The sequence below is a fragment of the Pseudomonas sp. B8(2017) genome, assembly GCF_002113575.1.
GTDB lineage: Bacteria > Pseudomonadota > Gammaproteobacteria > Pseudomonadales > Pseudomonadaceae > Aquipseudomonas > Aquipseudomonas putida_Z.
Window position 1 is genome coordinate 40,644 of sequence record NZ_NEIO01000008.1, and the last position, 24,552, is coordinate 65,195.

22 protein-coding genes, 1 tRNA gene and 1 pseudogene are annotated in these 24,552 nt (G+C 61.8%); 14 read left to right on the top strand and 10 right to left on the bottom strand.

The genetic code is table 11. The annotated features are described in order from the left end of the window. Positions 1–127 precede the first annotated feature (127 nt). Complete coding sequence (locus CAG22_RS14005; RefSeq protein WP_085705625.1) at positions 128–790, bottom strand: lysoplasmalogenase; 663 nt, start codon at positions 788–790, stop codon at positions 128–130. 196 nt (positions 791–986) lie between these two features. Between CAG22_RS14005 and CAG22_RS14010 the strand changes: the two are divergent. Further along, positions 987–1,163, top strand: a pseudogene (locus tag CAG22_RS14010) (DUF3077 domain-containing protein); the annotation flags it as partial. A 239-nt stretch (positions 1,164–1,402) separates the two neighbouring features. On the opposite strand, the gene aceA reads toward CAG22_RS14010, so the two are convergent. Together aceA and CAG22_RS14020 are read right to left on the bottom strand one after the other, a co-directional pair. After that, positions 1,403–2,728 carry an isocitrate lyase gene (aceA, locus tag CAG22_RS14015; protein ID WP_013973380.1) on the bottom strand — a complete coding sequence of 442 codons (1,326 nt, stop codon included), beginning with the start codon at positions 2,726–2,728 and terminating at the stop codon, positions 1,403–1,405. A 489-nt stretch (positions 2,729–3,217) separates the two neighbouring features. Further along, positions 3,218–3,982, bottom strand: coding sequence for a secretin N-terminal domain-containing protein (locus tag CAG22_RS14020; RefSeq protein WP_170929302.1), 765 nt, complete (start codon positions 3,980–3,982; stop codon positions 3,218–3,220). Positions 3,983–4,137: 155 nt separating this feature from the next. Here CAG22_RS14020 and CAG22_RS14025 point away from each other — a divergent pair, with 155 nt between their 5' ends. After that, positions 4,138–5,844 carry a S8/S53 family peptidase gene (locus CAG22_RS14025; RefSeq protein ID WP_085705626.1) on the top strand — a complete coding sequence of 569 codons (1,707 nt, stop codon included), beginning with the start codon at positions 4,138–4,140 and terminating at the stop codon, positions 5,842–5,844. An 84-nt stretch (positions 5,845–5,928) separates the two neighbouring features. Beyond that, positions 5,929–7,371: a SulP family inorganic anion transporter gene (locus tag CAG22_RS14030; RefSeq protein WP_025339918.1), complete on the top strand. Its 1,443-nt coding sequence runs from the start codon at positions 5,929–5,931 to the stop codon at positions 7,369–7,371. 112 nt (positions 7,372–7,483) lie between these two features. Here the strand turns inward: CAG22_RS14030 and fusA are convergent, their stop codons facing one another. Together fusA and CAG22_RS14040 are read right to left on the bottom strand one after the other, a co-directional pair. Next, complete coding sequence (gene fusA, locus CAG22_RS14035; RefSeq protein ID WP_085705627.1) at positions 7,484–9,595, bottom strand: elongation factor G; 2,112 nt, start codon at positions 9,593–9,595, stop codon at positions 7,484–7,486. A 73-nt stretch (positions 9,596–9,668) separates the two neighbouring features. Continuing rightward, positions 9,669–10,094: a hypothetical protein gene (locus CAG22_RS14040; RefSeq protein ID WP_039613107.1), complete on the bottom strand. Its 426-nt coding sequence runs from the start codon at positions 10,092–10,094 to the stop codon at positions 9,669–9,671. A 245-nt stretch (positions 10,095–10,339) separates the two neighbouring features. Between CAG22_RS14040 and CAG22_RS14045 the strand changes: the two genes are divergently transcribed. After that, entirely contained in the window at positions 10,340–10,642 is a 303-nt protein-coding gene (locus CAG22_RS14045; protein WP_013973376.1) for a hypothetical protein, read from the top strand. Positions 10,643–10,655: 13 nt separating this feature from the next. Here CAG22_RS14045 and CAG22_RS14050 read toward each other — a convergent pair whose 3' ends face one another. Continuing rightward, complete coding sequence (locus CAG22_RS14050; RefSeq protein ID WP_085705628.1) at positions 10,656–11,909, bottom strand: aspartate aminotransferase family protein; 1,254 nt, start codon at positions 11,907–11,909, stop codon at positions 10,656–10,658. Between the two features lie 235 nt (positions 11,910–12,144). After that, positions 12,145–13,041 carry a transcriptional regulator GcvA gene (gcvA, locus tag CAG22_RS14055; RefSeq protein WP_015271044.1) on the bottom strand — a complete coding sequence of 299 codons (897 nt, stop codon included), beginning with the start codon at positions 13,039–13,041 and terminating at the stop codon, positions 12,145–12,147. Positions 13,042–13,296: 255 nt separating this feature from the next. Between gcvA and CAG22_RS14060 the strand changes: the two genes are divergently transcribed. From CAG22_RS14060 to CAG22_RS14070, 3 genes are all read left to right on the top strand, one after another. Then, complete coding sequence (locus CAG22_RS14060) at positions 13,297–14,679, top strand: amino acid permease (protein WP_025339914.1); 1,383 nt, start codon at positions 13,297–13,299, stop codon at positions 14,677–14,679. A gap of 60 nt (positions 14,680–14,739) precedes the next feature. Next, entirely contained in the window at positions 14,740–15,237 is a 498-nt protein-coding gene (locus CAG22_RS14065; protein ID WP_046615602.1) for a PaaI family thioesterase, read from the top strand. Between the two features lie 87 nt (positions 15,238–15,324). Beyond that, entirely contained in the window at positions 15,325–16,020 is a 696-nt protein-coding gene (locus CAG22_RS14070; RefSeq protein ID WP_085614405.1) for a glutathione S-transferase N-terminal domain-containing protein, read from the top strand. 132 nt (positions 16,021–16,152) lie between these two features. On the opposite strand, the gene CAG22_RS14075 is transcribed toward CAG22_RS14070, so the two are convergent. Then, entirely contained in the window at positions 16,153–17,769 is a 1,617-nt protein-coding gene (locus CAG22_RS14075) for an inorganic phosphate transporter (protein ID WP_085705629.1), read from the bottom strand. Between the two features lie 127 nt (positions 17,770–17,896). Here CAG22_RS14075 and CAG22_RS14080 point away from each other — a divergent pair, with 127 nt between their 5' ends. The 7 genes from CAG22_RS14080 to CAG22_RS14110 all read left to right on the top strand — a co-directional run bounded on the left by CAG22_RS14080 (position 17,897) and on the right by CAG22_RS14110 (position 22,725). Then, positions 17,897–18,283, top strand: a complete 387-nt coding sequence (locus CAG22_RS14080) for a DUF488 domain-containing protein (RefSeq protein WP_015271039.1) — start codon at positions 17,897–17,899, stop codon at positions 18,281–18,283. 237 nt (positions 18,284–18,520) lie between these two features. Further along, on the top strand, positions 18,521–18,952 hold the full coding sequence (locus tag CAG22_RS14085; RefSeq protein WP_085705630.1) for a GNAT family N-acetyltransferase: 432 nt from the start codon (positions 18,521–18,523) through the stop codon (positions 18,950–18,952). 118 nt (positions 18,953–19,070) lie between these two features. Further along, positions 19,071–19,460 carry a helix-turn-helix domain-containing protein gene (locus CAG22_RS14090; RefSeq protein ID WP_025339909.1) on the top strand — a complete coding sequence of 130 codons (390 nt, stop codon included), beginning with the start codon at positions 19,071–19,073 and terminating at the stop codon, positions 19,458–19,460. A gap of 63 nt (positions 19,461–19,523) precedes the next feature. Continuing rightward, entirely contained in the window at positions 19,524–20,162 is a 639-nt protein-coding gene (uvrY, locus tag CAG22_RS14095; RefSeq protein ID WP_015271036.1) for a UvrY/SirA/GacA family response regulator transcription factor, read from the top strand. Positions 20,163–20,168: 6 nt separating this feature from the next. Continuing rightward, on the top strand, positions 20,169–21,992 hold the full coding sequence (uvrC, locus tag CAG22_RS14100) for an excinuclease ABC subunit UvrC (protein ID WP_013973365.1): 1,824 nt from the start codon (positions 20,169–20,171) through the stop codon (positions 21,990–21,992). Positions 21,993–22,024: 32 nt separating this feature from the next. Then, positions 22,025–22,585 (top strand): CDP-diacylglycerol--glycerol-3-phosphate 3-phosphatidyltransferase, encoded by a 561-nt coding sequence (gene pgsA, locus CAG22_RS14105; protein ID WP_025339908.1) that lies wholly within the window; start codon positions 22,025–22,027, stop codon positions 22,583–22,585. A 64-nt stretch (positions 22,586–22,649) separates the two neighbouring features. Beyond that, positions 22,650–22,725 (top strand) — tRNA-Gly (locus tag CAG22_RS14110). 588 nt (positions 22,726–23,313) lie between these two features. On the opposite strand, the gene CAG22_RS28495 is transcribed toward CAG22_RS14110, so the two are convergent. Together CAG22_RS28495 and CAG22_RS27720 are read right to left on the bottom strand one after the other, a co-directional pair. Then, entirely contained in the window at positions 23,314–23,595 is a 282-nt protein-coding gene (locus tag CAG22_RS28495) for a hypothetical protein (protein WP_218191945.1), read from the bottom strand. 345 nt (positions 23,596–23,940) lie between these two features. Beyond that, positions 23,941–24,546 (bottom strand): hypothetical protein, encoded by a 606-nt coding sequence (locus CAG22_RS27720; protein ID WP_139833460.1) that lies wholly within the window; start codon positions 24,544–24,546, stop codon positions 23,941–23,943. Positions 24,547–24,552: the final 6 nt, after the last annotated feature.

Below are 24,552 nucleotides of genomic sequence, written 5' to 3' on the forward strand. Positions count from 1 at the left end.
AACGAATTGCAAGTTTCGTAATGATAATTGATATCATTTGACCTGATGCCTGATATTTCCCCTGTTCTGCGTCTTGTAAAGTTCATCTGGCGATTCCCCCTACTTGCAAATGCGAAAAACGCCTGTTCTAGCAGCTTTCGACACCGCTTGCCCCGCTCTGGGTCAATACTTTATCGATTGAGCGATGACTGGCTGATGAAGCGATCGCCCACTGGCCGAGCCAGTAGGTGAGGATGATCATGTACGGCGCGGCGGCGAACGGGCTGACGAAGCGGTCGATACCGATCAGGCTGTCGGAGAGCACGAACAGGCAGGCGCCGAGCGCGGCGAGCCCGCCGCAGGCCAGGGCGCGCCAGAGCATGGCGCTGATGGCCAAGGCATAGAGCACGACCGGGATCAGTAGCGGGCCGAGGCCGTGGCTGGCCAGTACGCCGAGCAGAGTGATACCGGTGATGGCGCTCAGCAGCAGTGCGGGCAGGGCTGGGCGCAGGGTCTGGCTGCAATAGGCGCGCAGGTAGGCCAGGTGGGCGCAGAGGAAGGCAGCCAGGCCGAACACGAACAGGTCGGCGGGGATGGCCAGCAGGATGTCGCCGAGTACCGAGAAGGCCAGGCCGAGGGTGATCCAGCGGCGATAAGGTGTGGCGCGAGCACTGCGCAGCCAGGCGATCAGGGCCAGTACCGGGAACGGTTTCGCCAGCAGGGCGAGCAGGGTGTTGTCGCTGGCCAGTGCATATATATAGAGGGCGGCGGCGACCAGGGCGAGAATCATCAGGTGGCTTGGACGAAGCATGGGCGGTCCTTGCGGCTGTGCTGCCTCAAGCATAGACCTGATCCCCGGTTTTGCTTCCTCCTGTACCGGCCCTTTCGCGGGTAAACCCGCTCCCACAGGATCACCACAGTCTTCAAGATTTGCACAGTACTTGTGGGAGCGGGCGTGCCCGCGAAGAGGTCAGCCCAGGTAGTCGAGAATTTTCAGGGATAAAACAATGACCACAGAAGACACCCAATTCACTGTCGGTAAGACCACGTTCTACCAAGGCGAAAACGGCACCCACCCACTGTTCCGCATCGAGCCAGGCATTCCCTGTCGCGACGCCCGCGAGCATTCCTCGGAATTGATGGGTTTCGTGCGCGAACTGACCATCACCGGCCTGATGGATGATGCGGAGTGCAGGGCTTCGCGATTGCTTTGTAGGAGCGGCCTTGTGTCGCGAAAGGGCCGCAGAGCGGCCCCGGGATTTAAGCATCGAGGCAAAAAATGCGGGGGCTGCTTTGCAGCCCTTTCGCGACACAAGGCCGCTCCTACAGGTTCTGTGTATTCCTGATAGGTGTGGTACAGGCAAAAAAAGAAAGGCCCGGGGCTTCAGCAAGCCTCGGGCCTTTCTTCAACAGCAACCCACTATCAGTGGAACTGCTCTTCCTCGGTCGAACCGGTCAGTGCCGTCACCGACGATGCGCCACCCTGGATCACGGTGGTCATGTCGTCGAAGTAGCCAGTGCCCACTTCCTGCTGGTGCGCCACGAAGGTGTAGCCTTTGTTGGCGTCAGCGAATTCCTGCTCCTGCAGCTTCACGTAGGCGGTCATGTCGTTGCGGGCGTAGTCATGCGCCAGGTTGAACATGCCGTGCCACATGTTGTGGATGCCGGCCAGGGTGATGAACTGGTGCTTGTAGCCCATGGCCGACAGCTCGCGCTGGAACTTGGCGATGGTCGCGTCGTCCAGGTTCTTCTTCCAGTTGAAGGACGGCGAGCAGTTGTACGACAGGATCTGGTCCGGGTACTCCTTCTTGATCGCTTCGGCGAAGCGGCGGGCTTCGTCCAGGTCCGGCTTGGCGGTTTCGCACCAGATCAGGTCGGCGTACGGCGCGTAGGCCAGGCCGCGGGCGATGGCCTGGTCGAGGCCGGCGCGTACCTTGTAGAAGCCTTCACGGGTGCGCTCGCCAATCACGAACGGCTGGTCGTACGGGTCGCAGTCGCTGGTCAGCAGGTCGGCGGCGTTGGCGTCGGTACGGGCCAGGATGATGGTCGGCACGCCCGATACGTCAGCTGCCAGGCGCGCGGCCACCAGCTTTTGCACGGCTTCCTGGGTCGGTACCAGCACCTTGCCACCCATGTGGCCGCATTTTTTCACCGAGGCCAGCTGGTCTTCGAAGTGCACGCCGGCGGCGCCTGCTTCGATCATGTTCTTCATCAGCTCGTAGGCGTTCAGTACGCCACCGAAACCGGCTTCGGCGTCGGCCACGATCGGTGCGAAGTAATCGATGTAGCCATCGTCGCCCGGGTTCTTGCCAGCTTTCCACTGGATCTGGTCGGCGCGGCGGAAGGCGTTGTTGATGCGCTTGACCACGGTCGGTACCGAGTCGACCGGGTACAGCGACTGGTCAGGGTACATGGACTCGGCCGAGTTGTTGTCGGCGGCAACCTGCCAGCCGGACAGGTAGATGGCCTGGATGCCGGCCTTGACCTGCTGCACTGCCTGGCCGCCGGTCAGGGCGCCCATGCAGTTGACGAAATCTTTTTCTGGGCGGAAGGACGGGTGGGCACCTTCGGTGACCAGCTTCCACAGTTTTTCTGCACCCAGGCGGGCCAGGGTGTGCTCCGGCTGCAGGGAGCCACGCAGGCGAACGACATCAGCGGCGGTGTAGGTACGGGTCACGCCTTTCCAGCGCGGGTTCTCGGCCCAGTCTTTCTCGAGGGCTGCAATTTGCTGTTCGCGTGTCAGTGCCATGGAAATAAACCTCGTCGCATCGATCTTGGGGTAATTGTGCTGATGCTCGGAGCAGATCAGGAGCTGGCGGCTGTCCTGTTCGCAGGAGTGCGGCGGCGAACGCGAAGGCTCGAAGGGGAAGGGTGTGCAGGCCAGGCGAAAGGGCGCTCCGGCAGGTTGGCTCGTGGTTGCCTTGCTGCGGTGCTACGCGATTGCCAGTACTGCGGTGATGCGCTTCCGTCCCTCGGGACAACTTCTTCGTTGCAGTCGCAATCCCGTCGAACCGCCTTGTGGGCCGTATAGACACGAGACGCCTCCAGGGGTGGGAGGAGTGCGCCTCGAAGGCCCTTGCCAGGGCCCCTGATTAGCGGGAGCGAGGCCATCATGCCCTTGGGAAAAAGACCCTGTCAAATGTTTTGTAGTGGTTTTTTTCACTTACTACATCTTTGGTCTAATGCGACTTGGCAGTCAGTTTCAAGGCCTTTGGTCGAGGCCTTGAATTGCCTGGGATCAGTCGAGAAGGTCGACTTTGACACGCAAAGTCATGTTTTCACCCCGTTGGGTGCTGTAACTGTGGCTTGACGCGCTACGGTCGGCTTGGCTCTGCTGGTTGTAGCCGGCCAGGGTGATCCATTCTCCGAGCTTGCCGGTGATTGTCGTGTCGGTGCTTTGCACTTTCACTACATCAGCACGTTCCTGGCTGATGCGGTCATTATTGGTGCTTATTTGCAGACGAACCGTATCGCCGCTCAAGCTGGGCGTGACGTAGAAACCCTGGGTCACGTTGCGGTATTCGGTATTGCTCTGGATGCGCCCGTAGCCGTCGGTGCTGGTGCTGGTGATCGGGATGCTCTGGCCGACCTGGATCAGCGCCGGCTGGCCTTCGCTGGCCTGAATCTGCTGCATGCCGCCGTCACGGTTGCTGGTGCCGTAGTGAATGACACGTGCGTTGCCACGGTTGTCCTGGAAGTTGCTGTCGTTGTTGTCGACGCTGATCAGCAGGCGCTTGGGTGCGGTGTCCAGCTGTTGCAGCAGGGTGCGCAGGTCGTCGATGCGCTCGGGGCTGGCGTTGACGATCAGCTTGTTCTCGAAGGCGCTGACCGTGCCGTCCTTGCCGATGAATGCCTGGGCGGCGGGCAGCAGTTCGGCGCTGCTGCGGTGTTGTAGCGGCAATACCTCGGTGGCGGCCTGGGCGGTGAGGCTGGCGGCCAGCAGCAAGGCGGCGAATAGGGGGCGTAGCGGCATGTCCATGATCTCCGCAGGTGGAATGGACATGATGGCAAATTTACTGACTTCCTGCCGGGTCTGGATCATGTCGATGATGGGGAAGTGGCTACGAAAGCACCTGGGGCGAGACGGCTGTCCGCCATAGCTGAACCTTTGATCTTTCCCGTCAGTCGCATTCACAGGGAGTGAGTGGGGCTGATGGCATGAAGCGTGGTCTGATCCTGTTGTTATGGCTTTGCAGCCTTGGTGCCGAGGCTGCAGCTGATTCGTTGCGCATCAAACAGCTGCAGCGTTGTGGCGACCTGTTTGGCGATGGCCAGCAGCAATGGTGCCTGCGCGCCGAGGGGCTTGGGGCGCAGCTGCCGACGGTCTGGCTCGGTGGTGTGCGGCTGCCGACAGCCGATTTCGAGCGGCAAGGTGACCGGCTTACGCTGAAATTGGCCAAACAAGCCCTGCGCAGTGCTCCGCTGTGGCTGGAGGACGGCGAGCGCACCAGCAACCCGGTTTGGCTGACCCGCCAGCGCAGCCATGTTGTGGCCGCCGGGCCTGATGAAGTGGCGAAGAACATGGATGGCCTCACCACCTATGTGGACCTGGTAAGCCTTTTGATCGAGGAAAAACATGATGGCCTCGGCGAAGCCCGACGGATCGCCGGGAAGTACGGCGCCCAGGTCGTGGGTGCCATACCGCCGCTGAATGTCTACCAGTTGCGCTTGCCGGTGGGCGACCTGGTGCAGCGCGACGCGATGATCCTGCGCATGGGCAGTGAAGTCAGCGTGGATGCAGTGATTGTCGAGGAGACTGCCCCGGAGCGTGGCGAGGAAGGCAGCGGGCGCGACGCCCTGGCCATCGATCAGGCGGATGAATGGGCCGCCAACCGCTTCATGGACGCGCTGTACTACTACCAGCGGCGAATTGCCGCTTCCAGCTTGCCGGTGCAACCGGTGCGGGTCGGGGTGATCGAGCGAGAGGTGGACTTCGACGCGCCAGGCTTCAGCCATTATCGAGGGCGCTGCGAGCAGGCGCAGACGTGCCTGTATGCGCGCGACAATGACCGCCCAGGCAGCCACGGAAACCATGTGGCCGGTATCCTGGCGAACCCGGATGAAGGCTTTTTGCCAAGGCTGGGCAAGCACAGTCCTGGCTTCGAGGTGATTGTCGAGCGCAACTCGGATGCCGGTATCACCGCCAACATCGCTGCATCGGTGAACCTGGTCGAGGATGGGGTGCGGGTGTTGAACTGGAGCTGGGGCATCCATCGGGTAGGGGCGCGCGATGTCAAAGGTGACGAAGTCGATTCGCTGGTGCGTTCCGGGCTGGCCATGAGTGGCTATGAGGAACTGCTCGAGGAGTTCTTCCTGTGGCTGCGCGCCGAGCACCCTGATGTGGTGGTGGTCAACTCGGCGGGTAATGGTGCGTCCTGGTCGGGTACCGATGAATATCGCCTGCCATCGTCGTTCATCACCGAACAATTGCTGGTGGTGGGCGGGCACCAGCGCAGTGACAAGTCAGTGGCGGTCGAACACCCTGGCCATGTGCGCAAGCGCCATAGCTCCAACATCGACATGCGTGTGGATGTCAGTGCGGCGGCCTGCATTCGCCCGGGTGCGGGCGCTGCGCATTGTGGCACGTCGTACGCAACACCGCTGGTGACTGCAACCGTGGCGACGATGCTGTCGATCAACCCGGCGCTGACCCCCGAACAGGTGCGCATGCTGTTGCGGCGCAGCGCCTTGACCCTGGGCGCCGAGCAGGATTTCGAAGCGATGGACGCCGAGGACCTGACGGCGCCGATCCTGCCGTCTGAGCGTGGCGGCCAACTGAACCACCCCGACCTGGGGCGTTCGGCGCGCCTGGACATGCAGCGCGCTCTGGACCTGGCCGTGCAAAGCCGGGAGCGGGTGCGCTGAACGGTGGCCGCTGCCAGACAAATTCCGTAACATCGCGCCCGCTTGTTTTCGATCCGTCCATCCGGACTGCACCACAGGATGCCCATGAAACCCGCCCGACTTCGCGCCGACGTGCTCGCCGGCCTGACCACCTCGTTCGCCCTGGTGCCCGAGTGCATCGCCTTTGCCCTGGTGGCTCACCTCAACCCGCTGATGGGCCTGTATGGCGCCTTCATCATCTGCACCCTGACGGCGCTGTTCGGTGGTCGGCCGGGGATGATTTCCGGGGCCGCCGGCTCGATGGCGGTGGTAATCGTTGCGCTGGTGGTGCAGCACGGTGCGCAGTACCTGCTGGCCACGGTTTTGCTGGGCGGCGTGGTTATGATCCTGTTCGGCTTGCTGCGCCTGGGCAAGCTGGTGCGGTTGGTGCCGTACCCGGTGATGCTCGGCTTCGTCAACGGCCTGGCGATCGTCATTGCCATGGCCCAGTTGGAGCACTTCAAGGAGGGCGGGCACTGGCTCGGCGGTACGCCGCTGTACCTGATGATCGGCCTGGTGGCGCTGACCATGGCGGTGGTCTACGTGCTGCCGAAGTTGACCCGTGCGGTGCCGCCAGCGCTGGTGGCGATCCTTGGCGTTGGTTTGCTGGTGTACCTGCTCGGCCTGCCCACGCGCACCCTGGGCGACATGGCGCGCATCGCCGGTGGCCTGCCGCAGCTGGCCCTGCCGGACGTGCCGTGGAACCTCGAGACCCTGAAGATCATCGCCCCCTACGCGGTGCTGATGGCCATGGTCGGCCTGCTGGAAACCCTGCTCACGCTCAACCTGACCGATGAAATCACCGAGAGCCGTGGCTACCCGGACCGCGAGTGCGTGGCACTGGGCGCGGCCAACATGGTTTCCGGCCTGTGCGGTGGCATGGGTGGTTGCGCGATGATCGGCCAGACGGTGATCAACCTCAGCTCCAATGGCCGTGGCCGGCTGTCGGGTGTGGTGGCCGGGGTGATGGTCTTGCTGTTCGTGCTGTTCCTGTCGCCGCTGATCGAGCGTATTCCGCTGGCGGCGCTGGTCGGGGTGATGTTCGTGGTGGCGCAGCAGACCTTTGCCTGGGCGTCGTTGCGGGTGCTGCACAAGGTGCCGCTGAGCGATGTGCTGGCGATCATTGCCGTGACCGTGGTAACGGTGCTCACCGACCTGGCGGTGGCGGTACTGTTCGGCATCGTCATCGCGGCGGTGAACTTTGCCTGGCAGCATGCGCGGGAGCTGTATGCCGACAGCCATGAGGATGCAGAGGAGGGCAAGCATTACCAGGTGCATGGCACGCTGTTCTTTGCCTCGACTACGGTGTTCCTGAACCAGTTCGACCCGGCTAACGACCCGGCCAAGGTGACCCTGGATTGCCAGCATTTGAGCTTTGTCGATTATTCGGCGATTGCGGCGTTGAAGACCTTGCGGGAGCGGTATGCGAGGGCGGGCAAGCAGTTGCGGGTGGTGCATCTGTCCGAGCGCTGCAAGAAGCTGCTGAAGCGGGCTGGGGAGCAGCACTGAGAAGGGTTGTTGCCTGTGCCGGCCCCTTCGCGGGCGCGCCCGCTCCCACAGGGATCGCATAACCCTTGTGGGAGCGGGCATGCCCGCGAAGAGGCCAGTGCAGGAGAAGGATTTATTCCCCGCGGTTCTTCTTGACGATGGCATCGGCAATGCTCGCCGGTGCCTCGGCATAACGGGTGAACTCCATCGAGAAGCTGGCCCGGCCCTGGGTCATGGAGCGCATCGAGGTGGCGTAGCCGAACATCTCGCCCAGCGGCACCTCGGCACGGATCACCTTGCCGGCCGGCGTTTCGTCACCGTCCTGGATCATCCCGCGGCGCCGGCTCAGGTCGCCGAGGATGTCACCCTGGTACTCCTCAGGGGTCACCACTTCCACCTTCATCACCGGCTCCAGCAACACCGCCCCACCTTTCTGCGACAGCTGCTTGGTGGCCATCGAGGCTGCGATCTTGTAGGCCATTTCGTTCGAGTCGACATCGTGGTACGAGCCGTCGAACACCGCCGCTTTCAGGTTGATCAGCGGGTAGCCGGCCAGCACGCCGTTCTTCATCTGCTCCTCGATGCCTTTCTGGATAGCCGGGATGTATTCGCGTGGGACCACGCCGCCAACGATCTCGTTGATGAACTCCAGGCCTTCCTTGCCCTCGTCGCCGGGGGCGAAGCGGATCCAGCAGTGGCCGTACTGGCCTCGGCCGCCGGACTGGCGGACGAAGCGGCCCTCGATCTCGCAGGTGTTGCGGATTTTCTCGCGGTAGGCCACCTGCGGCTTGCCGATGTTGGCTTCGACGTTGAACTCGCGGCGCATGCGGTCGACGATGATGTCCAGGTGCAACTCGCCCATGCCCGAGATAATGGTCTGGCCGGTCTCCTCGTCGGTGCGCACGCGGAATGACGGGTCTTCCTGGGCCAGCTTGCCCAGGGCGATGCCCATTTTTTCCTGGTCGGCCTTGGTCTTGGGCTCCACCGCCACGGAAATTACCGGGTCGGGGAAGTCCATGCGTTCGAGGATGATCGGCTTGTCCATGTCGCACAGGGTGTCGCCGGTGGTCACGTCCTTCATGCCGATCAGCGCGGCGATGTCGCCGGCGCACACATCCTTGATTTCAGCCCGCTGGTTGGCATGCATTTGCACCATGCGGCCGATGCGTTCCTTCTTGCCCTTTACCGAGTTGAGTACCGCGTTGCCGGAGCTGAGCACGCCGGAGTAGACCCGGGCGAAGGTCAGGGTGCCGACGAACGGGTCGGTGGCGATCTTGAATGCCAGGGCCGAGAACGGCTCGCTGTCGTCGGCGTGGCGCTCCAGGTGCTTTTCTTCGTCATCCGGGTCGGTGCCCTTGATGGCCGGAATCTCCGACGGGGCGGGCAGGTAGTCGATGACCGCGTCGAGCATCAGCGGCACGCCCTTGTTCTTGAACGACGAGCCGAGGATGGTCGGCACGATCTCGTTGTTCAAGGTGCGTTTGCGCAGGCCGGCCTTGATCTCTTCGATGCTTAACGCTTCGCCTTCGAGAAACTTGGTGAGCAGTTCGTCATCGGCCTCGGCCGCTGCCTCGACCATGTGCGCGCGCCATTCGTCGGCCAGCGCCTGCAGCTCGGCAGGGATGTCTTCTTCGCGGTAGCTGGTGCCCTGGTCGGCATCATTCCAGTAGATGGCCTTCATCTTCACCAGGTCGATCTGGCCGATGAAATTCTCTTCGCTGCCGATGGCCAGCTGGATCGGCACCGGATGGTGGCCCAGGCGCTGGTCGATCTGCTTGACCACGCGCAGGAAGTCGGCGCCCTGGCGGTCCATCTTGTTGATGTAGGCCAGGCGTGGCACGTGGTACTTGTTGGCCTGGCGCCATACGGTCTCGGACTGCGGTTCGACCCCGTCCGCGCCGCTGAACACCACTACCGCGCCATCGAGCACGCGCAGCGAGCGCTCCACCTCGATGGTGAAGTCGACGTGGCCCGGGGTGTCGATGATGTTGAAGCGGTACTTGTGGGCGAACTGCTTGGTCGAACCCTGCCAGAAGGCAGTGGTCGCCGCCGAGGTGATGGTGATGCCGCGCTCCTGCTCCTGGGCCATCCAGTCCATGGTCGCGGCACCATCGTGCACTTCGCCCATCTTGTGGTTGACCCCGGTGTAGAACAGGATCCGCTCGGTGGTCGTGGTCTTGCCGGCGTCCACGTGGGCGACGATACCGATATTGCGGTACAGCTCGATGGGCGTTGTACGGGCCATGGCGGACTACCTGCGGATGAGCGGATTCTCCCACGGTAGCAGAACGGGAGAATCCTGCTTTACCGCCGGGCCGTCAGTCGGCCTGGGCTTGCAGCAGCCACTGGCCATCCACTTCGCGGGCCAGGCCGCTGGCAGGCAGCAGGGCCAGCAGGCGCGTGTGCAGGGCGGCTTCGGTGAAGGTCTTGAGGGTGGCCAGGTCCAGTGCGCCGATCAGGTTGAGATCGGCCTTGGTGTACGAAAGCCAGGCCTTTTTCAGGGCCTGGGCGACGTCGCTGCCGGAGGTGCTGGCAAAGCGGCGGTGCCATTGGCGGCCGTCGAAGGTGAAGGTGTGGGCGTGGCTGTAGGTGCCTTGGTCGCCACCTTCGGTGCAGCGATGGCAACGGCACGGGCCTTCGCCGAAGGCGTTGCGCAGGTAGCTGTTGAAGTCCACCACGGGCTTGAGGGACAGGCGTTTGTCGACCTCGAACAGGTCGGCGATAAGGGGTTCTTCGGCGCTCACTCGGGATCCTCGTGTGGTGTGGCGTGCATCGGCGGGCACCCTAACAGATCGGGCCCTTCAGATCACCTTTTGCAGGCCCGGCCTCTTCGCGGGCTCGCCCGCTCCCACAGGTGCTGTGCACAACCTGAGCAACATGCGATCCCTGTGGGAGCGGGCGTGCCCGCGAAGAGGCCGGTAGAGACAATAGAGATCACCTGCCGTACTCTACGCGCCCATACGCCTACACACCCACAGAGGTAACCCGCTTGAGCACCAAGTACCCGTACATCGCCACCATCACCGTCAGCGCCGAAGACCGCGGCGGCGACGCCGAGGCCTCGGAAAACCCCAACATGCGCGTTGGCCTGGAAGCGGTGACCGAAACGCTGAAGAAGGTGCATTTCGTCGGTACGCTCGCAGCCCCCGAAAAGAACGCCACGCACATCTGCGTGACCCTGGAGAACGGCCTGACCTACTACGGCCCGATCGTCAACGGCCACGCCGAACTCGAAGGCGGCTGGATTGCCTTCGAGTCCGACATGCTCACCCCGCAGGAACTGGGTCTTTAAGCCCCCGTTCCTCTCAGGCGCCCAGCTCCGCCAGGCACTGCTCGAGGATATCCAGGCCTTCCTCGAGCACTTCGGCCTCGATGGTCAGCGGTGCCAGCAGGCGGATGATGTGCCGCGCCTTGCCGCTGGGCATCAGCAACAGGCCCTTGGCCCGCGCCGCGTCCATCACCTTGGCCAGTTGCGCCGGTGCCGGGCTGCCGTCGGCATTGACGAACTCGATCCCGCGCATGGCGCCGACGCCGGTCAGGCGGCCGAGGAACGGGCTCAGGCCCGAGGCCTTCCAATGCTCGAAGCGGCGCACGATTGCCTGCTCCTGGCGCTCACCCCAGGTAGCGATGTTCTCGTCGGTCATCTGCGCCAGGCTGGCCAGGGCCGCTGCGCAGGCGATCGGGTTGCCTGAGTAGGTGCCACCCAGGCCACCCTTGGGCAGTGCTGCCATCAACTCCTTGCGCCCGACCACCGCACCCAGCGGCATGCCGCCGGCAATGCTCTTGGCCAACAGCAGCAGGTCGGGCTCGATGCCCAGACGGGGGAAGGCGAAGCGCTGGCCGGTGCGGCCGAAGCCCGACTGGATCTCGTCGATGATGATCAGGATGCCGCGCTCGTCGCAGAAGCGGCGCAGGGCCTGGGCGAAGGCTGGGTCAAGGGCGAGGAAGCCGCCTTCGCCCTGCACCGGCTCGAAGATGAACGCCGCCACGTCCTCCACTGCCAGCTCGACGCTGAACAGGCGGTCCATGGCCTTGAGGGCCTGTTCGCAGGTAACCCCGGTGTCGGTGCTGGGGTAGGGCAGGTGGTACACCGGCCCCGGCAGCTCACCGACCCGCTGCTTGTACGGGGCGACCTTGCCGTTGAGGTTCAGGGTGGCCAGGGTGCGACCGTGGAAGCCGCCGTCGAAGGCGATGATGGCGCGTTTGCCGGTGGCACCACGGGCCACTTTCAGGGCGTTTTCCGCAGCTTCCGCACCGCTGTTGGTGAGCATGCCGGCCAATGGGTAGCTGACCGGTACGAATTGGCTCAGTTGTTCCATCAGCGCCAGGTATGGGCCGTGGGGGGCTGCGTTGAAGGCGTAGTGGGTCAGGCGAGCGGCCTGGGCATGGATCGCCTCGACCACGGCCGGGTTGCAGTGGCCCAGGTTGAGTACACCGATACCGCCGACGAAGTCGATGTAACGTTTGCCGTCGGTGTCCCAGACTTCGGCATTACGGCCATGGGAAAGTGTGATCGGGTGAACGATGGCAATGGATTGACTGATACTTTCCTGGTTCATGGGCACGCGGACCTTTGTTCGAGTTTCTTATTATCCAAGCGTGTTGGCAGGTTATTCCGCAAACGAATTATTCGATTGCGGTCATTCCCTGGATTCTTGAACTAGGTGGTTTTTGTATCTGCCATTCCGGCCCTATCGCCGGCAAGCCAGCTCCCACAAGTACTCCACAGCCATCAAGACCTCTGCCGTACCTGTGGGAGCTGGCTTGCCGGCGATAGGGCCAGTGCAGGAGGAATCAATCCCCCTCGGCCACCCGCTCCCGAATCCACTGCACGAAGGCCCTGACCTTGGGCACTTCGGCCGCATGCTCGGCATGGGCGATGAAGTGCCGGCCATTGCTCGCCACCGGGTGGTCCCAGGCCACCACCAGTTTGCCCTCGCTCAGCTCTTCGGCCACCAGGTAGCGCGGAATCAGGGCGATACCGCAGCCGGCAATGGCCGCGCGGATGCACAGGTAGAACGTGTCGAAGCGGGGCCCGTGGTAGCTGTTCTGGCTATGCAGCCCCAGCCCCAGGAACCATTCGTGCCAGGCCTCCGGGCGCGACACGCACTGCAGCAGGCGGTGTTCGGTCAGCGCCTGGGCGCTGTCGAACCGGTGGTTGGCCAGCAGCTGCGGGCTGCACACCGGCACCACTTCCTCGCTGAACAGCTCGATGCAGGTTGCCCCGGGCCAGGTGCCCTGGCCGAAGAAAAACGCAATGTCGGCCTTGGCCTGCACCAGGTCGAACGGCTCCAGCTCATTGCGGATATCCAGGTGAATGCGCGGGTAGCGGTCGCCAAAACCCTTCAGCCGGGGTACCAGCCAGCGCGCGCCGAAGGTGGGCTGGGTGGCGATGCGCAGCACTTCGGTCTCGTCGCCGTAGCTGAGGATGTAGCGGCTGGAAATGTCGATCTGGGTGAGGATCTTGTTCACTTCGGTGAGGTACAGCGCGCCTGCCGGGGTCAGGTGCAGGCGCCGGCGAATGCGCTGGAACAGCGAGTGCGACAGCATGTCCTCGAGCTGTGCCACCTGCTTGCTGACGGCGCTCTGGGTCAGGTGCAGTTCCTGGGCCGCGCGGGTGAAGCTGAGGTGGCGGGCGGCCGCTTCGAAGCACTGAAGGGCGGTGGTCGAAGGCATCAGTCGTTTGGACATGACGGGCAAATACCGAGCAAAAAAGGAAGGAGTTCATTCCATAACGGAATCATGTGTTTCGAAAAGGTCGTTTGTTGACCCCGGCCTATAGATTAATACTGACCTGGATCAACGATTACAACCGGTCGTGCGAAGAGGAGGTCAGTACCCGCTTCCGGCATCTGCAAAACAACAACAACGAACATCAGAAATTTATAAGAATTCTGCTCCAGTCTTCAGCCGCCCCGCTGCGGCCGACCCATTCGAGGGTTCTTCATGGCTTCGCTACACAACAACAAACAGCGCTCCCTGCAGCACGGTCTGACGTCCCGTCAGGTATCCATGATCTCCATCGCCGGCATCATCGGTGCCGGCCTGTTCATCGGCTCCTCCAACGCCATTGCCACCGCCGGCCCGGCCATCCTCATCTCCTACGCCATGACCGGGCTGCTGGTCTTGCTGGTGATGCGCATGCTGGGCGAAATGGCCATCGCCAACCCCAACAGCGGCTCGTTTTCCACCTATGCCTCCGAAGCCATCGGCCCTTGGGCAGGCTTTACCATCGGCTGGCTGTACTGGTGGTTCTGGGTACTGATCATTCCGGTCGAGGCCATTGCCGGCGCCGACATCCTGCATGCCTACTTCCCTGGCGTGCCGTCGTGGCTGTTCGCCTTCCTGATCATGCTGGTGCTGTCGGGTACCAACCTGATCAGCGTGAAGAACTTCGGTGCCTTCGAGTACTGGTTCGCGCTGGTCAAGGTGGTGGCGATCATCGCCTTCATCGTGGTCTGCAGCCTGGCGGTGTTTGGCGTCTGGCCGCTGGCCGAGGTGTCCGGGGTCAGCCGGTTGTGGGATAACGGCGGCTTCATGCCCAACGGTTTCGGCACCGTGCTCGGTGGCGTGCTGATCACCATCTTCTCGTTCTTCGGTGCCGAAATCGTCACCATTGCCGCTGACGAAACCGCCAACCCGAAAGACAAGATCCGCCGCGCTACCAACCTGGTGGTGTACCGCATCGCCATCTTCTACCTGGCGTCGATCTTCCTGGTGGTATCGCTGGTGGCATGGAACGACCCGGGCCTGAAAGCAGTGGGCTCGTTCCAGCGCGTGCTGGAAGTGCTGAACGTGCCGGGCGCCAAGCTGCTGGTGGATATCGTGGTGCTGGTGGCCGTGACCAGTTGCATGAACTCGGGCCTGTACACTGCGTCGCGCATGCTCTATTCGCTGGGTGCCCGCGGCCAGGCGCTGAGCGTTACCAAGCGTATCTCCGGCTCGGGCGTACCGACCGTGGCGGTCATCTTCTCGACCCTGGCCGGCTTTGCCGGGTGCTTCGTCAACTATGTGTTCCCGGGCAAGGTATTCGGTTTCCTGCTGTCCACCACCGGCGCCATCGCCTTGCTGGTGTACCTGGTGATTGCCGTTTCGCAGCTGCGCATGCGGGCCCGTGCCGAGCGTGAAGGGCGGCCGCTGGAGCTGAAGATGTGGCTGTTCCCATGGCTGACCTGGCTGGTGATCGGCACCATCGTCATGGTGCTGGGCTACATGCTGTTCAGTGATGCCTACCGCTACGAGACGCTGATGACCGCCGGGGTGACCGCGTTCATCCTCCTGGTTTCGCTGACCCAGCGGCGCGCCAGGGTGGTTGCCCAGACGGCCTGATGTTTCTGCTTTAATGTGGGGGCGTTGCGCGCCCCCCATATCAATAAGCACAGGAAGCGTATGAACGACCACCCCCTTTCCCTCCAGGCCCTCGCCGCACCCGACGGCACCTGCTACGGCTGCGGTTGCTCCCACCCCAGCGGCCTGCACCTGCAAAGCCACTGGGACGCCGACGGCATCCACCTGGTGTGCCGGCACGCGCCCGACAGCACCTTCATCGGCTGGCCCGGCCTGGTCTACGGCGGGCTGCTGGCGATGCTGGTCGACTGCCACTCCAACTGGACGGCAATGGCTTACCACTACCGCAACGAAGGTCGCGAAGCGGGCAGCCTGCCGCGCATCGACTGTGTCACTGGCAGCCTTGGCCTGAACTACCTCAAGCCCACACCCATGGGCGTCGAATTGTTGCTCAAGGCGCGTGTGGAAGGTGAGGTAGGGCGCAAGACCAGGGTGATTTGCGAAGTCTGGGCCGACGATGTGCTGACAGTGACTGCCGACTCGGTGTTCGTTCGTGTCGATACCGAAAAGCTCAAGCTCAAGGCCCACGGCCAGGCCTGAGCCACCGGTGCTGATGAGTGGTCGGTGATGGTCAGCGGCCGGGGATGTCTCTAGAGTGAGAGGTTCATTCCCCAGGCAAGGTTGATCATGACCGATCTCAGTGCTTTCCCCATTACCCGCAAGTGGCCCGCCAGACACCCCGAGCGCCTGCAGCTGTATTCGCTGCCGACGCCCAACGGCGTCAAGGTGTCGATCATGCTCGAAGAGATCGGCCTGGCCTATGAGCCGCACAAGGTCAGCTTCGACAACGATGACCAGCTGAGCCCCGAGTTCATCTCGCTCAGCGCCAACAACAAGATCCCCGCCATCCTCGACCCCAATGGCCCGGGCGGCCAGCCGCTGCCGCTGTTCGAGTCGGGGGCGATCCTGCAGTACCTGGCGGAGAAGAGCGGCCAGTTGCTCAGCCAGGACCCGGCCCAGCGTTACCAGACCTTGCAGTGGCTGATGTTCCAGATGGGTGGCATCGGGCCGATGTTCGGCCAGGTCGGGTTCTTCCATTTCTTTGCTGGCAAGGAATACGAGGACAAGCGCCCGCGGGACCGTTATGTCAACGAGTCCAAGCGCCTGCTCGGTGTTCTGGACCGGCATCTGAAAGGCCGGGAATGGATGGTCGACGAGTACAGCATTGCCGATATCGCGATCTTCCCGTGGGTGCGTAACCTGGTTGAGCGTTACAACGCCCGAGATTTGGTCGGCTTCGATCAGTTCAAGGAAGTGCAGCGGGTGCTGGCGGCGTTCCTCGAACGGCCGGCCGTGCAACGCGGGCTGAAAATTCCAGGTTGATGTTGGCTGTAAGGGCCCTATCGCCGGCAAGCCGGCTCCCACAGGTAATGCACAGGGCTTGAGGTCTGTGGTGTTCCTGTGGGAGCTGGCTTGCCGGCGATAGGGCCAGTGAAGGCGAAACTGTTTTCAGGCTCAGAAAATGTGGTGCAGCAGCCAGTACAGGCTGCCGGCCAACAGCATCGCTGCCGGCAAGGTCAGCACCCAGGCCATCAGCAGGTTGACCAGCGTGCGCTTCTGTATCCCCGACCCGTTGGCCACCATGGTCCCGGCCACCCCGGAACTCAGCACGTGGGTGGTCGACACCGGCAACCCGAACATGTCCGCCGCACCAATGGTGCACATTGCCACCACTTCGGCCGAAGCCCCTTGGGCATAGCTGAGGTGGGTCTTGCCGATCTTCTCGCCTACCGTCACCACGATGCGCCGCCAGCCGACCATGGTGCCCAGCCCCAGTGCGATGGCCACGGCCACTTTCACCCACAGCGGGATGTAGCGGGTGGCGTCGTCCAGCTGGGTCTTGAACAGCAGCACCTGGCTGCGCGTGCCTGCATCGAACACCACCAGCTGGTTCTTCTCGATCAGGCGGATGGCTTCGCTGGTCAGGTACATGTCGTTGCGCACGTTGGCCATGGCCTCGGCCGGTACCCGCTTGAGCGAGCCATAACCTTTGACCTCTTCGCCGATCATGCCGGTCAGTGCCGCCAGCGCCGGTATCAGTTGCGGGTTGGCCCTGGGCTCGGCAATGAACGTGGTCAGCACCTGGCGTGGGTCGGCCGGTGCTGCTTGCGGGGCGCCGCGCACCAGTGCCTGGCGGGTTACCTCGGCGACCGCGGAAAACTGCAAGGCCTGTTCATTGGGCATGGTCTTGTTCAATGCGTAAGCCATCGGCAGGGTGCCAACCAGAATCAGCATGATCAGGCCCATGCCTTTCTGGCCGTCGTTGGAGCCGTGGGCAAAGGACACCCCGGTGCAGGTCAGGATCAGTACGCCGCGAATCCACCACGGTGGTGGTGTCTGGCCTTCCGGCGCCTGGTACAGCGCCTTGCGCTTGACCAGCGCGCGCAGGGCCAGCAGCAACAGGGCGGCACAGGCAAAGCCGATCAGTGGCGAAAACAGCAGGGCATAACCGACCTTGCTGGCCTGGGCCCAGTCCACGCCGCTGGTACCGTCGCGCCCGTGCATCAGCGCATTGGCCACGCCCACGCCGATGATCGAACCGATCAGGGTGTGCGAGGATGAGGCCGGCAGGCCCAGCCACCAGGTGCCGAGGTTCCAGATGATCGCTGCCAGCAGCAGGGCGAAGACCATGGCGAAGCCGGCCGAGGAGCCGACCTGCAGAATCAGCTCCACCGGCAGCAGGGCGATGATGCCGAACGCCACCGCGCCGCTGGAAAGCAGCACACCGAGGAAGTTGCACAGCCCGGACCAGACCACGGCGACGGGGGCAGGCAACGAGTGGGTGTAGATGACGGTGGCCACTGCGTTGGCGGTGTCATGGAAGCCATTGACGAACTCGAAGCCCAGGGCAATCAGCAACGCCAGGCCCAGCAGCAGGAATGGTGTGACCGTGGTGATTACCGTGCCGCTGGCCGTCACATCCTGCTTAAGGCTCCAGGCGGTGTAGGCGATACCGGCCAGCAGCAGGCCGAAGAACAACACCAGGGTGGCTCGCCCGGGCTTGTGGGCAAGTTGCGGGCGGGCATCGCGTTGGGCCAGTTGCGGCAGGCTGGCCAGTGAAGGGGTTGCCATGGTGGCTCCGGTCGGGGGGGGCAAGGGTGCCGAAGGCCTTGAGCATAGAAACAATTCGTAACCCGGCCGTGACCTCGATCAATGATTTATCTAGGCTCAAGACGGACGGTAGTGGCAGGAGAAACCCATGATTCGCTGCAAGCGTGTCTACGATGCGGTTGAGCAAGACGACGGTCAGCGTGTGCTGGTCGATCGCCTTTGGCCGCGTAACAAGCGCAAGGAAGACCTGCACGGGCAGTGGTTGCGCGAAGTTGCACCCTCGGATGAGTTGCGCAAGGCGTTTCACCAGGGTGAAGTGGATTTCGCCGGCTTCACCCAGCGTTACCAGCAAGAGCTGGCGGCCCACCCCGAGCACTGGTACCCGCTGCTGGACCTGGCTGGAAAGGGCACGCTGACATTGCTTTATGCGGGCAAGGATACCGAGCACAACAATGCCCGGGTGTTGGCTGAATGGCTGGAGGACGAACTGGATCGCCGTGGGCCCGGCAGTTCGCCCGTGTGCTACGCCCAATGATTGGTATTCGTTGTACTGGCCCTATCGCCGGCAAGCCAGCTCCCACAGGTACTGCGCTGCCTTCAAGGCTATCGCCGTACCTGTGGGAGCTGGCTTGCCGGCGATGAGGCCAAAACAGGCAACACAAGACAGTTGCTCCACAGGTACAGCGCTGCCTTCAAGGCTATCGCTGTACCTGTGGGAGCTGGCTTGCCGGCGATAGGGCCGGGCCTGGCAAACCGAAGAGTCTGAAATGTGATGTCCCTGAAACTGACCCCCGCCAACGACACCCACCGCACCTTCGCCCGCGACCTCACGCGCCGCGCCATGCTGACGTACTACCGCGAATACGACCTGTTGTGGCTAGAGGAAGCCTTCGACGAAGCCTGGGGCTGGCGCGAGCAGTGGCTGGTGACTGAAGGCGACGCCGTGCTCGGCTTCTGCAGCCTCAGCCAGGACCGCCAGGCGCTGTTCATCCGCGAGTTGCACCTGCTACCCGAGCACCGTCGGCGTGGGGTGGGCAGCTGGGTGCTGGAGCAGTTGGCACTGTGGGCCCGCCAGCGGCACCTGCCGCTGCTGCGGCTGATGGTGTTTCGCAGCAACCCGGCGCGTGTGCTCTACCAGCGCCACGGCTTCGTCGAAATGGGTGAGGACGAATGCTTTGTGCGCATGCAGCGCACGATCGACTAATAGCTCAATGATGGCTTGTCGCGACTGGTGAGCATCGGCATAGTGAACCCAGGCGTTCACGGCCGCCTGCAGGTGGGTAGGCCGTACATGAGTGTGATCAGGGATAAGGAGCCCCCCCATGAATGGAATCGGTCCGCGGCTGCGGGAAGAGCGTGAGCGTCTGGGGATGACCCAGCGCGTGTTTGGCGATATCGGCGGGGTCGAACCCAATGCCCAGGGCAAATACGAGAGTGGTGAACGCTCGCCGCGGGTCGATTACCTTGCGGCATTGGCAACCCGGGGCGTGGATGCACTCTATGTGCTCAGCGGTATCCGCACCCCGGCACCGCTCGAGGGGTTGAGCGCCGATGAGTCCGGTTTGCTGGGGGCTTTCCGGCAGTTGTCGTGCGACGATCAGGCGGCACTCTGGCACTTGTTGCGGCGTTTGACCAACAACGACAAATCCCGGCAGACAGTGAGGCCGCTTACGGTTGAACGTCAGGTGTTTCTGACAGAAGGAATGCGTTAGGTCCGCCGTGAAAAATTTTGTTAAGGTGGCGGGATCCAATCGCCCTGCTGACGAGGTGTGTGCTTGATTAGGGTCTTAGTGGTCGACGATCACGATCTGGTACGAACCGGTATTACACGCATGCTGGCCGACATCGATGGCCTGCAGGTGGTGGGTGAGGGCGATTCGGGCGAGTCGGCGCTCAGGCTGGCCCGTGAACTGAAGCCGGATGTGGTGCTGATGGATGTGAAAATGCCCGGCATCGGCGGCCTGGAGGCCACCCGCAAGCTGCTGCGCAGCCACCCGGACATCAAGGTGGTTGCCGTGACCGTGTGCGAGGAAGACCCGTTCCCCACGCGCCTGCTGCAGGCCGGCGCTGCTGGCTACCTGACCAAGGGTGCCGGCCTTGACGAAATGGTCCAGGCCATCCGCCTGGCCTTCGCCGGCCAGCGCTACATCAGCCCCCAGATTGCCCAGCAGATGGCGCTGAAGCCATTCCAGCCACAGGGCTCGCCGTTCGATGCCTTGTCGGAGCGGGAAATCCAGATTGCCCTGATGATCGTCGGCTGCCAGAAAGTGCAGATCATCTCCGACAAGTTGTGCCTCTCGCCCAAGACCGTCAATACTTACCGTTATCGGATCTTTGAAAAACTCTCGGTCACCAGCGACGTCGAACTGACCTTGCTGGCCGTTCGCCACGGTATGGTCGACGCAAGCCTGTAAAACCTCATGTCCCAAGTTTTCGATGCCAGCGCATTCCTGGCTACCTGCAGTGGTCGCCCGGGCGTCTACCGGATGTTCGACGGCGAAGCCCGGCTGCTTTACGTGGGCAAGGCCAAGAACCTCAAGAAGCGCCTGGCCAGCTATTTCCGCAAGACCGGCCTGGCGCCCAAGACCGCCGCGCTGGTGGCCCGCATCGCCCAGGTCGAAACCACCATCACCGCCAACGAAACCGAGGCGCTGCTGCTGGAGCAGAACCTGATCAAGGAGTGGCGGCCGCCGTACAACATCCTGCTGCGCGATGACAAATCCTACCCCTACGTGTTCCTTTCCGACGGCGAGTTTCCGCGGCTGGGCATTCACCGTGGGGCGAAGAAGGCCAAGGGCCGCTACTTTGGCCCGTACCCCAGCGCCGGCGCCATTCGCGAAAGCCTCAGCCTGCTGCAAAAGGCATTTTCGGTGCGCCAGTGCGAAGACAGCTACTACGCCAACCGCACCCGGCCATGCCTGCAGTACCAGATCAAACGCTGCAAAGGGCCCTGCACAGGCCTGGTGACCGCCGAGGAATATGCCGAGGACGTGCGCCACTCGGTGATGTTCCTCGAAGGGCGTAGCCAGCAACTGGGCAACGAGCTCAATGCCGAGATGGAGAAGGCCGCCATGGCCCTCAATTTCGAGAAGGCCGCCGAGTTGCGCGACCAGATCGCCTTGCTGCGCCGCGTCCAGGACCAGCAGTACATCGAAGGCGGCAGCGGCGACGTCGACGTTATCGCCGCCTTCGTCAACCCCGGCGGCGCCTGCGTGCACCTGATCAGCGTGCGCGGCGGGCGGGTGCTGGGTAGCAAGAACTTCTTCCCGCAGGTAGGCATCGAGGAGGAGGTGGCCGAAGTGATGGCCGCGTTCCTTTCCCAGTACTACCTGGGCAATGCCGAGCGTGAATTGCCGGGTGAACTGATCGTCAACGTGGTGCACGAAGACTTCGCCGCCATCAGCGAAGCCCTGCAGACCCTGCGCGGCCGTGAGCTGACCATCAGCCACCGGGTACGCGGTACCCGCGCCCGCTGGCAGCAGCTGGCGGTGACCAACGCCGAGCAGGCGCTCAATGCCCGCCTGGCCAACCGCCAGCACATGGCCGCACGTTTCGAGGCCCTGGCCGAGGTGCTGGGCCTGGACGAGGTGCCGCAGCGCCTGGAGTGCTACGACATCAGCCATTCCAGCGGCGAAGCCACCGTGGCCAGCTGCGTGGTGTTCGGCCCCGAAGGCCCGCTCAAGTCCGACTACCGCCGCTTCAACATCGAAGGCGTCACCGCTGGTGACGACTACGCCGCCATGCACCAGGCCCTGACCCGCCGCTACGGGCGCATCAAGGATGGCGAGGGCAAGCTGCCCGATGTGCTGCTGGTGGACGGCGGCAAAGGCCAGCTGAACATGGCCCGTGACGTGATGCAGGAGCTGGGCTTCAGCGACCTGACCCTGCTTGGCGTGGCCAAGGGCGTGACGCGCAAGGCCGGTTTTGAAACCCTGTACCTGAACGACGTGCACCATGAGTTCACCCTCAAGGGCGACTCACCGGCCTTGCACCTGATTCAGCAGATCCGCGACGAGGCCCACCGTTTCGCCATCACCGGCCACCGCGCCCGCCGCGGCAAGGCCCGCCGGGTGTCCAGCCTGGAGGATGTGGCCGGGGTCGGGCCCAAGCGCCGGCGCGACCTGCTGAAACATTTCGGCGGCCTGCAGGAGCTCAACCGCGCCAGTGTCGATGAAATCGCCAAAGCACCCGGCATCAGTAAAAAGCTTGCCGAGTCGATTTATGCCAGCCTGCATAGCGAGTAGAATGCGGGCTCAACTTGCGGCCAGTCGTACCGATGAATATTCCAAACCTGCTCACCGTTCTACGCGTCCTGCTCATCCCGATCTTCATCCTGCTGTTCTATGTGCCCTATCACTGGAGCTACATGGCCGCCAGCAGCGTGTTCGCCGTTGCCGCCGCCACCGACTGGCTGGACGGCTACCTGGCGCGCCGCCTGCAGCAGAGCACGCCGTTCGGTGCCTTCCTCGACCCTGTGGCCGACAAGCTGATGGTGGCGGTGGCCCTGGTGCTGCTGGTGCAGACCCACGCCAACTTCTGGCTGACCCTGCCGGCCGCGGTGATCATCGGCCGCGAGATCGTGGTTTCGGCGCTGCGCGAGTGGATGGCCGAGCTGGGCGCGCGGGCGCATGTGGCGGTGTCCAACCTCGGCAAGTGGAAAACCGCGGCGCAGATGCTCGCGCTGGTGATCCTGCTGGGCAACCCGCCAGCGGTGACCTTCTGGGTAATCCTCGGTTACGCGCTGCTGCTGGTGGCGGCGGGGCTGACCCTGTGGTCGATGGTGCACTACCTGCTGGCCGCCTGGCCGCACCTGCGCGAAGGCTCTGAGCAGAAATAAAAGTTTTTTTGAATCAAGGGGTTGACGCTGTTTTAGAAATCGCTAGAATGGCACCCATCACGACGCGGGAATAGCTCAGTTGGTAGAGCACGACCTTGCCAAGGTCGGGGTCGCGAGTTCGAGTCTCGTTTCCCGCTCCAAATATAGATTTACAGGGTTTCATGGAAGTCTGTAAATCATTGAAAAAAGACGCTTCGGCGTCTTTTTTCGTTTCAGTCAGATCCATCAGGATCCGCGGGCATTCGGGCCTTTCCAGGCTTTGTACGAAATCCCAAGAAACCCAATCACCGCCCCTCGAACGCTGAAACTTTGTAGAGTCCCCCCGCATCGACGGAAAGGCATTCTGTGATGGCTAAGCGTTGTGAATATTCGGACGAGGTGTGAGGTGTGGTCTCCGATCTTCTTCATCAAGCCCAGCAGCTACCGGCTGAAGGTGGGGGCGCCTGCAGCATCCACGAACTAGGGCAAAGCCCTGGTTTGGAGGCGATCGATGCCTGAAAATCGACTTTGCTGCGTCAAGAAGTTGCTTATTGCAGCTCGGGGAAAATTGTTAGAATTTTCCCGGTACAGCAACTTTGGTCATGAGGGCTTGGTTTCAGTGAATATTCTTTCAATTTCCCTTGCGTATTGTCTGGGGTAGGGTATTCGGATCTTTATTATGTATTCTGGTAGTTCGATTTTTCTCTTCGATATTATGTAGTATTCAATAGTGTGGCCGATTGGGAAATTTACCTTGGGGCGTGATTGATTATATTGTCTCTGCCTCCATTTGGCTCTCTGTAGGTGGCTTGTTTTTTTATGATGTAAGCAATTAAATGTTTTTGGTGGTTTGATATGGCGTGCAGCAAATCTTCGCAAGAAAGCGAGGCATGTTGCATCCATTTTTCCATTAGATTTATAATGGGTTTGTGAACTTTTGAGCTTCTATCTATTTTCTCAGGGATGTGCTTGTCTAAGTCGTCAAGGAAGGTAGTGTAGGTGTCGGACTGCATAAGTTCGGAAAGTTTCATTTAAAATCCTTTGTAATTATTAGATCTCGCAATACCTCAATTAACTCACTCCCTGGGTGTCTGCAGGGATCTTTGGCTGCATGCTTCCAAGCTGTTACTTTTTCAAGGTTGTATGGGGTGTGAATGTGTTTGCCGTCGCGTTGAGGTCAGTGGCGGTGGTATAGCTCGATCGAGACGTTTCTATTTCTTTCCTCTTGGGTTTTGAAATGAAACTCTCTGACTCGAATTCTTGGGGCAAGGCCTAGGCGCACTCTGAACATATTTACTGGTGAGTACATGCCCTAGGCGCTGCTTTGAGGTGACAACTGTTGTCGTCATGAGATGCTTTTCCTGAACTCGTTAGGGTTATTTGATATCGGGTTGCTTTTTACTTGCTACGAAATATGCAAAGGCGTTATTCGTGAGGTACTTTCCATTTTGTCCGCTGTAATAACTAGCAGCGTCTGGCCATGCAAGGAAATTATTTTCTGGTTTTTCGGAAATGTTGCCGCTTTTGCGGTCAATTGAAAAAAGTTGCATCGCTCCCTTCCTAGCTATCTTAAATACTGTTTTTACAAACAAATCGGTTGCCGGGTCTTTCTTGGGGTCGTATGAAGCAGATAGTCTTCCATTTCGAAGGCAGGTGGGATCGTAGTCTGCTATGTTGGGTCTGATGTACTGGATGAGACCAGGGCCGATCGTCGCCCCGAAGTAGGAGTTTCTATCCTCGTTGGGGAATATATAATTTTTGCTGTATATGTGCTCTGGTAGTATTAGTTTGTTCCATATGGAGTGCTGTGGGCTGTCATTGTGGCATTCATTTAACGTGGGCATTATTTTGGGTGATCGCTCCTCCCATTTTCCTGTCTCGATAAATGTTATCTCGGGAAGTTGAGATAGCAGTTCTTTGGAGAAGCTAAGTTCATCGGCTTTCGTCATAAATACTAGGAGTGTTGGTGTTTTGTTGGCCATTATTGA

Coding starts and splice junctions, on each gene's coding strand:
- CAG22_RS14005 (WP_085705625.1), bottom strand. CDS start 790: ATGCTTCGTCCAAGCCACCTGATGATTCTCGCCCTGGTCGCCGCCGCC.
- aceA (WP_013973380.1), bottom strand. CDS start 2,728: ATGGCACTGACACGCGAACAGCAAATTGCAGCCCTCGAGAAAGACTGG.
- CAG22_RS14020 (WP_170929302.1), bottom strand. CDS start 3,982: ATGTCCATTCCACCTGCGGAGATCATGGACATGCCGCTACGCCCCCTA.
- CAG22_RS14025 (WP_085705626.1), top strand. CDS start 4,138: ATGAAGCGTGGTCTGATCCTGTTGTTATGGCTTTGCAGCCTTGGTGCC.
- CAG22_RS14030 (WP_025339918.1), top strand. CDS start 5,929: ATGAAACCCGCCCGACTTCGCGCCGACGTGCTCGCCGGCCTGACCACC.
- fusA (WP_085705627.1), bottom strand. CDS start 9,595: ATGGCCCGTACAACGCCCATCGAGCTGTACCGCAATATCGGTATCGTC.
- CAG22_RS14050 (WP_085705628.1), bottom strand. CDS start 11,909: ATGAACCAGGAAAGTATCAGTCAATCCATTGCCATCGTTCACCCGATC.
- gcvA (WP_015271044.1), bottom strand. CDS start 13,041: ATGTCCAAACGACTGATGCCTTCGACCACCGCCCTTCAGTGCTTCGAA.
- CAG22_RS14060 (WP_025339914.1), top strand. CDS start 13,297: ATGGCTTCGCTACACAACAACAAACAGCGCTCCCTGCAGCACGGTCTG.
- CAG22_RS14065 (WP_046615602.1), top strand. CDS start 14,740: ATGAACGACCACCCCCTTTCCCTCCAGGCCCTCGCCGCACCCGACGGC.
- CAG22_RS14070 (WP_085614405.1), top strand. CDS start 15,325: ATGACCGATCTCAGTGCTTTCCCCATTACCCGCAAGTGGCCCGCCAGA.
- CAG22_RS14075 (WP_085705629.1), bottom strand. CDS start 17,769: ATGGCAACCCCTTCACTGGCCAGCCTGCCGCAACTGGCCCAACGCGAT.
- CAG22_RS14080 (WP_015271039.1), top strand. CDS start 17,897: ATGATTCGCTGCAAGCGTGTCTACGATGCGGTTGAGCAAGACGACGGT.
- CAG22_RS14085 (WP_085705630.1), top strand. CDS start 18,521: ATGTCCCTGAAACTGACCCCCGCCAACGACACCCACCGCACCTTCGCC.
- CAG22_RS14090 (WP_025339909.1), top strand. CDS start 19,071: ATGAATGGAATCGGTCCGCGGCTGCGGGAAGAGCGTGAGCGTCTGGGG.
- uvrC (WP_013973365.1), top strand. CDS start 20,169: ATGTCCCAAGTTTTCGATGCCAGCGCATTCCTGGCTACCTGCAGTGGT.
- pgsA (WP_025339908.1), top strand. CDS start 22,025: ATGAATATTCCAAACCTGCTCACCGTTCTACGCGTCCTGCTCATCCCG.
- CAG22_RS28495 (WP_218191945.1), bottom strand. CDS start 23,595: ATGAAACTTTCCGAACTTATGCAGTCCGACACCTACACTACCTTCCTT.
- CAG22_RS27720 (WP_139833460.1), bottom strand. CDS start 24,546: ATGGCCAACAAAACACCAACACTCCTAGTATTTATGACGAAAGCCGAT.